The organism is Chryseobacterium balustinum (assembly GCF_900168205.1).
Lineage (GTDB): Bacteria > Bacteroidota > Bacteroidia > Flavobacteriales > Weeksellaceae > Chryseobacterium > Chryseobacterium balustinum.
Genome location: NZ_FUZE01000043.1, coordinates 1 through 10,997 on the forward strand (window position 1 = coordinate 1; position 10,997 = coordinate 10,997).

5 protein-coding genes are annotated in these 10,997 nt (G+C 34.4%); all 5 read left to right on the forward strand.

The window, feature by feature from the left end; all coding sequences use genetic code 11:
- Window positions 1–294: 294 nt before the first annotated feature.
- The gene (gene ruvA, locus B5X64_RS21845) at window positions 295–879 is read left to right on the forward strand and encodes a Holliday junction branch migration protein RuvA (protein ID WP_079467239.1); all 585 of its coding nucleotides are present in this window, start codon (window positions 295–297) and stop codon (window positions 877–879) included.
- 6 nt (window positions 880–885) lie between these two features.
- Complete coding sequence (gene sov, locus B5X64_RS21850; protein ID WP_079467240.1) at window positions 886–7,932, forward strand: T9SS outer membrane translocon Sov/SprA; 7,047 nt, start codon at window positions 886–888, stop codon at window positions 7,930–7,932.
- Between the two features lie 229 nt (window positions 7,933–8,161).
- On the forward strand, window positions 8,162–8,971 hold the full coding sequence (locus B5X64_RS21855) for a CPBP family intramembrane glutamic endopeptidase (RefSeq protein ID WP_164463380.1): 810 nt from the start codon (window positions 8,162–8,164) through the stop codon (window positions 8,969–8,971).
- 90 nt (window positions 8,972–9,061) lie between these two features.
- Window positions 9,062–9,439: a glycine cleavage system protein GcvH gene (gene gcvH / locus B5X64_RS21860; protein ID WP_079467242.1), complete on the forward strand. Its 378-nt coding sequence runs from the start codon at window positions 9,062–9,064 to the stop codon at window positions 9,437–9,439.
- Entirely contained in the window at window positions 9,384–9,791 is a 408-nt protein-coding gene (locus tag B5X64_RS21865) for a VanZ family protein (protein WP_079467243.1), read from the forward strand. The genes gcvH and B5X64_RS21865 overlap by 56 nt, the downstream gene beginning before the upstream one ends.
- The last annotated feature ends 1,206 nt before the right edge of the window (window positions 9,792–10,997 follow it).

Sequence of the window (10,997 nt, forward strand, 5' to 3'; positions counted from 1 at the left end):
GTAAGATTTGAGACTTTGAATATTACTTGGACAAATCTACATTATCTCGCTTTCTCTATCTTGTTTCTCAGAAAAATAAAAGTTTAAACAGGTTTAATTAAAAAAGGGAATATATAGCACGAAATCAGAATGATTTTAATTTAAAAGATGAAGAAATCTTATTTTGGGGTTTATTTGTTTAAAAGCTGTTTTTATTGTATTTGCTATTTAAAATTAAGTTAAAAATCATTCTTGTTTGAAATGAAAACATTACTTAGTTTAAATTACTATATTTGGAAGTTATAAAATTTAATAATGATATTTTCTTTACAAGGCATCGTTCAGGAGCTTACCCCAACTTACGCTGTAATCAACGTAAATGGCGTAGGATATTATGTCGGAATCAGCCTCATGACTTCTCAAAGACTAACTTTAAATAAAGAAACATTTTTATTCATTCAGCAAATCATCCGTGAAGATGCACACCTGCTTTTTGGGTTTCATACCCGTTTGGAAAAAGAAATGTTTAATCTCTTAATAAGCGTAAATGGTGTAGGTGCTGTTTCTGCCCTTATTTTATTATCAACTCTAAGCCTTGAAGAAATTGCATCGGCAATACTTTCCGGAAACGGAACTGTAATACAAAAAGCCAAAGGTATTGGTGCAAAAACTGCTGAAAGAATCATTGTTGATTTGAAAGATAAAGTTCAAAAATTTGCAACTACTGAAGCGAATATTTCTTCGTTTGAGAATAATAAAGTGAAGGAAGAATCGTTATCTGCATTAGAAGTTTTAGGGATTCCTAAAAGAACAAGCGAGAAAATTGCAGATCGTATTTTGAAGCAAGCTCCGGAAATTACTATAGAAGAATTGGTAAAACAAATTTTAAAAAACATTTAACATTTGGTGAAAAATAATAAGTTTCTCAGCATCTATATACTCTTGTCATTTTTATTCAGCTCAATTAATATTTTTGGGCAGGAACAAACACAGCAAGGTATCTCTATAAAAAAGAATTACGAAATTACCGACCCTACCTATTACGAAGCATATTACGATGTGAAAATTGGAATGTACTACGTGTATCCTAAGATTGGTAATACAATTACTGGACCACCTGTTGCCATGTCGCCGGAAGATTATAAAGAGTTTATGCTTGCAGAGCAGTCTAAAGCTTTTTACAGAGAAAAGTCTAATCAGTACAATCTAATGTTCAGAAAAGATAAAACGGACGCGGCAAAGAAAGGATTGATTCCTTCTTTAACGATTAACAACCGACTTTTTGAATCTATTTTTGGAAGTAATAAAATTGAAATTATTCCTTCTGGTTATGCTTCATTTGATTTTGGAGGTTTATACCAAAAAATTGATAATCCTTTGATTTTACCCCAAAACAGAACCAGTTTTACGTTTGATATCGATCAGAGAATTCAGTTGGGATTAATCGGGAAAGTTGGGGAAAACTTACAGCTTAAAGCCAATTATGACACTCAAAGTGGTTTTGCTTTTGAGAACAGAATGAATTTGGTTTGGCAGTCAAAAGGTACTTGGAAAGACCTTCAGACTAAAGGTTTGAATGATGTAAATAAACCTAATGCAGGAGGTGAAGATAAAATTATCAAAAGAATTGAATTTGGTAATGTGAATATGCCGCTTTCAACAAGTTTGATCCGTGGTTCTGAATCTTTATTTGGGGTAAAGTCTGAATTTCAGTTGGGTAAAACTTTCGGAACGGTTGTGCTTTCGCAACAACAAGGTGAAGCAAGAAATATCGTAGTACAAGGTGGTGGAACAATGAATAATTTTAAAGTAAATGCTGTAGATTATGAAGAAAATCAGCATTATTTTATCGGGCAGTACTTCTTGAATAATTATGATAATGCTTTGCTTAATTATCCTCAAATCAATTCTAAAATCAGTATTTCCAGAATGGAAGTATGGGTTTTAGATCAGGGAAATTCAAATTTAGCCTATCAGAAAAGTATTATCGGAATCAGAGATTTAGGAGACGGAGCTTCAGGGTCGCCGGATAACTCTCAAAACGGATTATATAATCAGGTTAATAACGCAATTGGTAAACCTAGAGAACAAGGAAAAAATTATCTGACCAATTTCCAGGGACAGACATTTGCAGGAAGTGCACAACCTTATGAAAATGGGGAGCACTTTGTTTTGAGTACCAAAGCAAGAAGAATGGATGCGAATGAATATACCTTTCATCCGCAATTAGGATATATCTCTTTAAATCAAAAACTCAATGACAATCAGCTTTTGGCGGTTTCATATTCATATACAGTAAACGGAACTAATCAAGTTTATAAAGTCGGGGAATTTTCGGAAGAAAGTCCGGTTTTGGTCACCAAATTATTAAGATCAAACAGTAATACAAGAGTTGATTCACCAATGTGGAATCTAATGATGAAGAACTTTTATTCTTTAGATGCAGCTCAGGTAGACAGAGATGGTTTTATTTTAAATGTATATTATCGTGATGCACAGACAGGAGGTAAAGTAAATTACTTACCCGGTACTTCTGTTGAAGGCACCAATTTGCTCAAACTTTTCAATTGGGATCGTCTTAATGTGAACGGCGATTTACAGAATAATAATGGGGTTTTAGGTGACGGGGTTTTTGACTTTGTAGAAGGAATTACTATCAAGAAAGAACAAGGCCGTATTATGTTTACCAAAGTGCAGCCTTTCGGAAGTTATATAGCCGGTTTGATAGGAAATGACCCTAAATATGTCTATTCAGATCTTTACTCGAAACAAAAACAGCAAGCCAGCCAGAGTAATCTTGCATTGCGTTATACAATGGAAGGCCGTTATAAAGGGGCTCAGGGACAAGGAATTTCTTTGGGAGCTGTAAATGTACCGCAGGGTTCTGTAAAAGTTTCTGCAAACGGGGTACAACTTACTGAAGGTATTGATTATACAGTAGATTACATGTTAGGATCTGTTACCATTATTAATGAAACAGTAAAACAGTCTGGTCAGGCGATTAATATTTCATTAGAAAATCAGTTAACGTTCAATACCCAAAGAAAAAGATTTTTAGGTTTAAATTTAGAAAGAAGAGTTAGTGAAAACTTTATTTTCGGTGGAACGGTTGTTAATTATTCTGAATCTCCGCTTACCCAAAAAGTAAATTATGGACAGGAAGCCGTAAACAATACAATGGTGGGAGTAAATATGATGTACAACAATCAATTGCCATTCCTGACAAGATTAACAGACAAAATTCCGGGAATCAATACAGAAGCTCCTTCCAACTTAAACTTTAAAATGGAAGGTGCCTATTTAATTCCGGGGATCAATAAAGGAACAAATGACCAATCTTACATCGATGATTTTGAACAGACTACTTCAAAAATTTCACTAAAAGAACCTACAGCTTGGAGCTTAGCTTCTAAACCGGAAAAAAGTCAAAGCAATCCACTTTTTGCTGGAGCAGGCGCCAATGATAATTTAACCAATGGTTACGGAAGAGGCTTGCTTTCTTGGTATAATATTGATCCGAGATTTTGGGGAGTGGGAGGTAGAGCTCCGCAGGGAATTACTCCTGCATCGGTTTCCAACCATGCCTCAAGAAGGGTGCAGTTCTCGGAAATTTTTAATAACAGAGATTTTGTAGCGGGAGAGCAAACTTTTACCAATACTTTCGATATTTCTTATTTTCCTCAGGAAAAAGGACCTTACAACGCCAATCCGAATACTGAAACTACACAACAAAGATGGGCGGGAATTATGCGTCCGATAAGTGTTACTAACTTTGTGAATTCGAATATTGAGTACGTCGAATTCTGGATGATGGATCCTTATGCAGACGGAAATACTTTAGGTACAAATCCTAAACTTTTACTACAGTTAGGTAACGTTTCTGAAGATGTTCTTAAAGATGGTTTAATGCAATACGAAAACGGTTTACCTACTGGGGGAAATCCGTCAACAACAACCACTTCCAATTGGGGGATTCAGCCGAAACAGCCACCAATTCTATATGCGTTTTCAAGTGAAGGGGCGGATAGAACAGCACAGGATCTAGGATATGATGGTTTAAGTTCGGATCAGGAAGCGATGAGGTTTGGAAATACCTTTGTAAATCCTGTAACCAATCTTTCAGATCCAGCAGTGGATGATTTCGTATTCTATTTGTCTGATAAATTTACAGGAAGTCAGGCTTCATCTATTATTCAGCGATATAAATATTTCAGGGGTCCTGAAGGAAATTCACGAAGCGGTTCACTGGAAGTTTCTTCGCAAACTCCTGATGCTGAAGATATTAATAAAGATTATAATCTGGATCAAACTGAAAGTTATAACGAATATCAAATTAGCTTGGACGCTGCAAGCTTGAGTTTAGGAACTGATAATTATATCGTTGATCAAAAAACAGTAACGGCAACTTTCCAAAATGGGCAAACTGATGATGTAAAATGGTATTTATTTAGAATTCCTGTTTCAGATTTAAGAGGTGGAATAGGAGGAGAACAAAAGCCGGAAATTCTTAATAATGTAAGATTTGCAAGATTAATGTTAACAGGGTTTGATCAAACTTCAACATTGAGATTTGGTACTATGGATTTGATTAGATCAGACTGGAGAAGATATACCAGTAAAATTGCAAGTCCAACAGTAGCTTCAAATGAGGAAGGTATTGGTGATGATATAGGAACTGCTGAACTTGAGGTAGGAAGTGTGAACATTGAAGAAAATGCACTTAACCAACCCCCTTATGTACTTCCTCCGGGAATCGATAGACAGGTTCTTAGTGGTAATGCGGGTGCGCAAAGACAAAATGAAGCTTCATTATATTTAAAAGCAACAAAAATTGCAAATCAAGCTAAAGGTGTATTTAAAAATACATCTTTAGATATGAGAAGATATAAGAAATTAAGATTATTTGTTCATGGTCAAAACTTAGATCGTCCTACTGCTTCAGATTATGATCCTAAGACAAAATTTTTCATAAGATTTGGTAGTGATGCAACAGATAATTATTACGAATATGAAGCTTCTGTAAAATATACATCCAATTCTGCTACAACTCCTTTAGAAATTTGGCCTGCAGAAAATGATGTTGATTTTAATATTCAAGATTTTGTTGATGCAAAAATTCGAAGAGACAGAAAGTCTCCAGCGGATATTATTACGAGAACAAAAGATTCGCAATTTGGTGATAGCGATAAAGGGATCTACATAAAAGGTAGACCTTCATTAGGAAATATTACTACGATTATGATTGGGGTAAGAAATATTGGATCTAGTCGTGAAACTCCAAATAATGTAACTCTTTGGGTAAACGAAATCCGTCTTTCTGAAATTGATAATGAGGGAGGGTATGCAGGAAATGCAAGCTTAAATTTCAACTTGGGAGATTTTGCAACGGTTAATACAAGCGCTTCTTATTCATCAGTAGGATTTGGAAATATAGATTCTAAACCAGCAGAAAGAAGTCAAGCTGCACAATCTGCTTTCAGTATCAATACCGCTGTGAATGTAGATAAATTTTTACCTGAAAAAACAGGGATGAAAATTCCAGTGAACTATTCTTATTCTCAAACGATCGAGGACCCGAAGTATAATCCTTTAGATACCGATGTTGAATTTAGCAAAGCGGCAAACAGGGAAGAATTGAAAAAAGTAGCGAGAACATATACGCAGCAAAGAAGTATTGGGGTTGTTAATATGCATAAAGAAAGGGTGAAACCAAACAGTAAGCCTAAGTTTTATGACGTAGAAAACCTTTCACTTACTGCTGTTTATAATGACGATCATTACCGAGATATTTACACCAAGAAAAACTACAGACAGTATTTCAGAGGGTATTTAGATTACAATTACACATTCAAACCTTGGGTAGTAAAGCCTTTCAATAAAATGATTAGTGATACGGCAAAATCTACAAAATATCTGAGATGGGTAAAAGAGTTTAATATCAATCCGGTTCCTACAAGATTATCTTTCAGAACTGAATTAGACAGAAATTATAACGAGTTAGAATTTAGAAATATTGATGCTATTCTGAGCGGAAATCTTAATGATGACTTTGCTGCTTTGAAGAACAGAAACTTCTACTTCGGCTGGCAATATGGTTTAGGTTTTAATTTTACTAAATCTCTAAAACTGGAAATTAACTCAGCTACAAGAACATTGAATGATCAGGTGGATGTGAATACAATGGATAACTCATCTATTTTTGGAAATATTTTCAGAGCAGGAAGACCAGTTTTGTATAATCACAAAGTTCAGCTAAATTATAAATTACCGTTTCAATATCTTCCATATTTGGATTTTATTGATGCAGAATTAGGATATGGCTTTACTTATAATTGGAATGCAAGATCTACGGCACTTCTTGCAAGTCCTGAAGGAAGTTTAGGATCAATTGGGCAAAATTCAAATGTTATTTCAGCGAATGCTACAGCAGATCTTCCAAAATTCTTTGGACAGTTCAGTTATTTTAAAAAGATGTCGACCACGCTACAAAAGCGTAAGCAGGAACAAGACTCATTGAACAATGCAGTAAATCAGGCTTGGGAGAAAAACAGGTATGCATACAAAAGATATAAGTTTAAAAACAAGCTTTCTATTTTACAGAGCGCAGCATTTGTACTTACTTCCATGAAGCAATTAAATGTAACTTACACCGAAAATAACGGAACTGTGCTTCCTGGTCTATTATCTGCACCAAACGGATATGGATATGGCCAGACTTTGGGAGGTCCTTCTTTAGGTTTCCTTTTTGGGTCGCAGGCAGACATCAGAAGATTGTCGATGGAAAGAGGTTGGGTGAGTGATTCGCCATTTATGATTGATCCTTACATGAAGATGTCTACCCGTGAGTTTAGATCAGATTTACAGGTCTCCCCGATGAATGATTTTAATATAAGCTTTAATGTTTTACAGACTTATAACCGAAATTTCTCACATACAGGATTCAATTATGTAGATGAAGAAACAAAAATTGCAAATCCGAATCTTACGTTTGCAAGTGATATGGTATCTTATTCTAATACGGTGGTTCTTTTAAATTCATCATTTAAAGAAAGCACGGTGATTTATGATGCCATCAGAGCCAATGCTCAATTGATATCACAGCAAATGGGAGGAGTGTTAGATCCGAATGGATATACAGACGGACACGGTATTTCTAATGCTTATGTTTTAATTCCTGCATTCCGTGCTGCAATGGAAGGCAAAAATCCTGAACGTTTAGGAAATGCAAAAAAAGCTGGACTTCCGATTCCGAACTGGAGAATAATTTACTCAGGTCTTAGAAATATTCCGATTATTAACGGACAGTTTACCAAATTTGATATTCTCCACAGTTATACCGCAACATATACCGCAACAGGAATACAGTCGAATATTGATTACTTCAACAGCAGAATAGACAAGGGTAGTTCTCAGAGAGATGTTAATGATAATTATATCAATCCTTATACTTTCTCTCAGGTAAGTTATACAGAGTCTTTCTCACCACTTATTGGAGTTGATGTTACGATGAGAAACAATATGCAGTTTGGGGTGCAGTACAACAAAACAAGAAGTATGATTCTTGGTTTGGTTAATCACTCACTTACCGAAGATGCTTATTCAGAATATGTAATAAGACTAGGATATATTGTAAGAAACTTCCGTTTGGGAACCAATAATCAAAGAGGGGCAAGAGCGAAAGGCTCAGATTTAAATATTCGTGGCGATATTTCTCTACGAGATAGCCAGACAAGTATTATGAACATTTTGTTGAATGATTCTCAAATCACAGGAGGGCAAAAATTAATGAATATCAAGCTTTCTGCTGACTACAACGTTTCAGAAAACCTTAACTTAAGATTATTCTACGAACAGATGACTTCCAAGTATAAGATTTCTACAGCCTTCCCGCTGTCGACAATCAGAGCTGGGATCTCCGCAACATTCACTTTTGGTGATTCTGGAGGTTTATAAATAAAATAATTAGACAAATCCCTTTCTGAAAAAAGAAAGGGATTTTTATTTCACAACTATTGGATGATAAGTTTTCAATTACTATCTTTGGTAGGTAATAATAATTAATTTAAATAAGAATAAAAGATGCGCAGTATTGTGTGTCTTTTGTTTTTTGAGCCCCATGAGAACTGTAGATATAACCAAAGGAGCTTACCAAGAAAAATTTTTGCTCAAAACGGGACTTTTTATGTTTCTGTTTTTCTCTGCACTTTCGATAGTTTTAGACTATTTTGGTTTTGAAGACTCGTCTTCCAGAGCAGTTCGTTTTAACGATATCAATATTGTTAAACTATTAATTGCAGGAGTTCTTATAGCTCCAATTTTAGAAGAAATAACATTTCGGGGAATGTTCACTTCCAAAAAATATTTGAAATTTATAAGCTATGGAGGAATGGCTTTATTTATCATTTTTCAGGAAAATTACTTTTTAATTCCGTTTTTATTTGTGCAGATTTTTTTATTTGAATATAAAAATAGAAAACACTTTCTCAAAATTTCTTATTTTGTAAACGCTTTTCTCTTCAGTATGATGCACTATCAGTTTTCTGATTTGTTAAGCATTTCCTCTTTTCCAGGAATTTTAGGAACCCTAGGTTTAGCATTGGTTTTTATCTGGCTGGTCATTAATTTTGGAATTTGGGCTTCCATTCTTTTGCATTTTATCACCAATTTTTCTTTGATTATAATTGCCATTATTGGGTATGAAAATTTAGATCAAAAAACCTGGAAAGTAGAAAATAATAATTTTGAAATGACAATTCAAAGAGTGTCACTGTTTGAGCAAAAAGAAATAGTAATTTTTCAAGATGGGAGCATTGATGCAACAAATACAAGCATAGCAGCAATAAACCAATCGCTATGCCCAGATTCTGAACTGAAAGATATCTACTTTGGTAAATTTAATATTCACATTAAAAGAAAAGCAAATACTCAGCAAAAATTAGACTGTACTATTTTCAAACAGCTCTTAGATAAAAGTAATATAAACGAAGAATAGCACAAAGACCAATTATTCTTTATACTTATGCAAAATTTACTTTGAGCATATCTCTATTTTGAATAAATTTGTCAACATAAAAAAAATAAAATGAATACACCGTCAGAATTAAAGTACACTAAAGACCACGAATGGGTAAAAATCGAAGGTAACGTTGCTACAATTGGTATCACAGACTTTGCACAAGGAGAGTTGGGAGATATCGTTTATGTAGATGTAGATACAGTAGATGATGATGTGAATGGAGGAGATGTTTTCGGAAGTGTAGAAGCTGTAAAAACGGTTTCAGATTTATTCTTGCCAATTTCAGGAAAAGTAATTGAGTTCAATGCTGGTTTAGAAGATCAACCAGAATTATTAAACTCAGATCCTTACGGAGACGGATGGATTATCAAGCTTGAAATCGCAGAAGATGCAGATCATTCAGAATTGCTTACCGCTGAAGAATATCAAGCAATCATTGGATAAAATTTCAAACATATTTATTAAGATACTGCCCATTTATTGGGCATTTCTTACTTATATGCTTTTGCGTCCCGGTGTCGAGAACAAAGAATACTTTTTTATGTTCAATGGAATCGACAAGGTTTTGCACTTAAGTATATTTGCAGCATTGGGCTTTTGCTTTATTGCTGCTTTTCCCAGAATCAAATTTTCTTATTTCTTTCAAATCATGTTGATTTATGCATTCCTCACAGAAATTTTCCAGGAAGAAATGAAACTCGGCAGATCAATGGAAACACTAGATATCGTCGCCGACACCGTCGGTTGCTTAATAGGATACTATACATATAAATTATTAGCGAAACGTTATCTCTGATTTTATCATAAAAACTTAAAAATTTAATTTTACCTCTGAAATTTCGGAGGTGTTTTTTTAATCATATATAGATATTCGTTCCCTCGTTCGCATTCTTTAACTCTTTAACACTCCCACCCTCCAACACTACCACATTTTCCAGTAGCTATTTCCGGCTTTCACTACTCGCTTTTTTGCGCTTTGCCTTTCCTTTTTAGCAAAAAGAGCTCAAACATACCGTTCAATCCGGGCTAGGAAAGAGTTCCTAAGTAAACATACCAGAGTTTACAGTTCAAATTTTAACCACAATGTAAAGAACAACCTATTTAGAGCTTTTTTATCACCTCTGATTTTTACTCAATTTTTTCAAAAGCTACAGAGTGGCGACCAGTTAATAGGGAGTAACAAAAATAAGAGATTAAGCTCCGGGGGAGCGACCTGTCTATTATAAAGAAGGTACTGATCAAAATTTTTCAGAATAACTTTTCAACTTATACAGTTAGTGAGATACTACCTTAAAGTATTTTCTCAAAAACCTCTTTATTGTTTAATCAAAACCTTGAGCGCTATTCAAATTTCATATTTGCCCAACGAGGATTATGGAAGAACAGAATAACCTTTATGAAATCCCCCTTTGTCTTTCTTCGTTAAGCGAAGCGCCTTTGTTTATCTTATAAAGATTATGCTGTAATAAATCTTAGTCTATCGTTGCGATACAACCTATTCATTATTTTCTTATACTCCTTCGTCTTCATTTATTCTAAATATTATCTCAATACCCTTTACACAAACAATATCTTTCCCTTTGTATGAAGTAGTATCAGTGCAGAAAAAGTAATTCGTACAATTGAGCGCATCTTGTAACCTAATGATATGATTATATTATGAGCTCCGTAGGAGCGACTCCAACACTCAACACTCAACACTCAACACTCAACACTCAACACTCAACACTCAACACTCAACGCTCAACGCTCCAATGCTCCAATGCTTTATTTGCCCCTTAAAATGATTGTCTCACGTAACCAGTTGTTTAAGTTTAAATATTAATTAAATATAAACTTAAGTTTAATTAAATTAGGATTGTGTTATTAAAAAGTTCTACTTTTGCCCCACTGAAAAACGAGAGTTTATTGGTAGCGCAGAAGAGCTTTTAAGGAGGCGAAAACGATAAGACTAATGTTATCTATAAGTAGATAAATATCTTAAAAGACTTTTAAATTTTTT

What these genes read in the sequence shown, in the direction of transcription:
- ruvA (WP_079467239.1), top strand. Translation starts at nt 295, where the DNA reads ATGATATTTTCTTTACAAGGCATCGTTCAGGAGCTTACCCCAACTTAC.
- B5X64_RS21855 (WP_164463380.1), top strand. Translation starts at nt 8,162, where the DNA reads ATGTTTCTGTTTTTCTCTGCACTTTCGATAGTTTTAGACTATTTTGGT.
- gcvH (WP_079467242.1), top strand. Translation starts at nt 9,062, where the DNA reads ATGAATACACCGTCAGAATTAAAGTACACTAAAGACCACGAATGGGTA.
- B5X64_RS21865 (WP_079467243.1), top strand. Translation starts at nt 9,384, where the DNA reads ATGCAGATCATTCAGAATTGCTTACCGCTGAAGAATATCAAGCAATCA.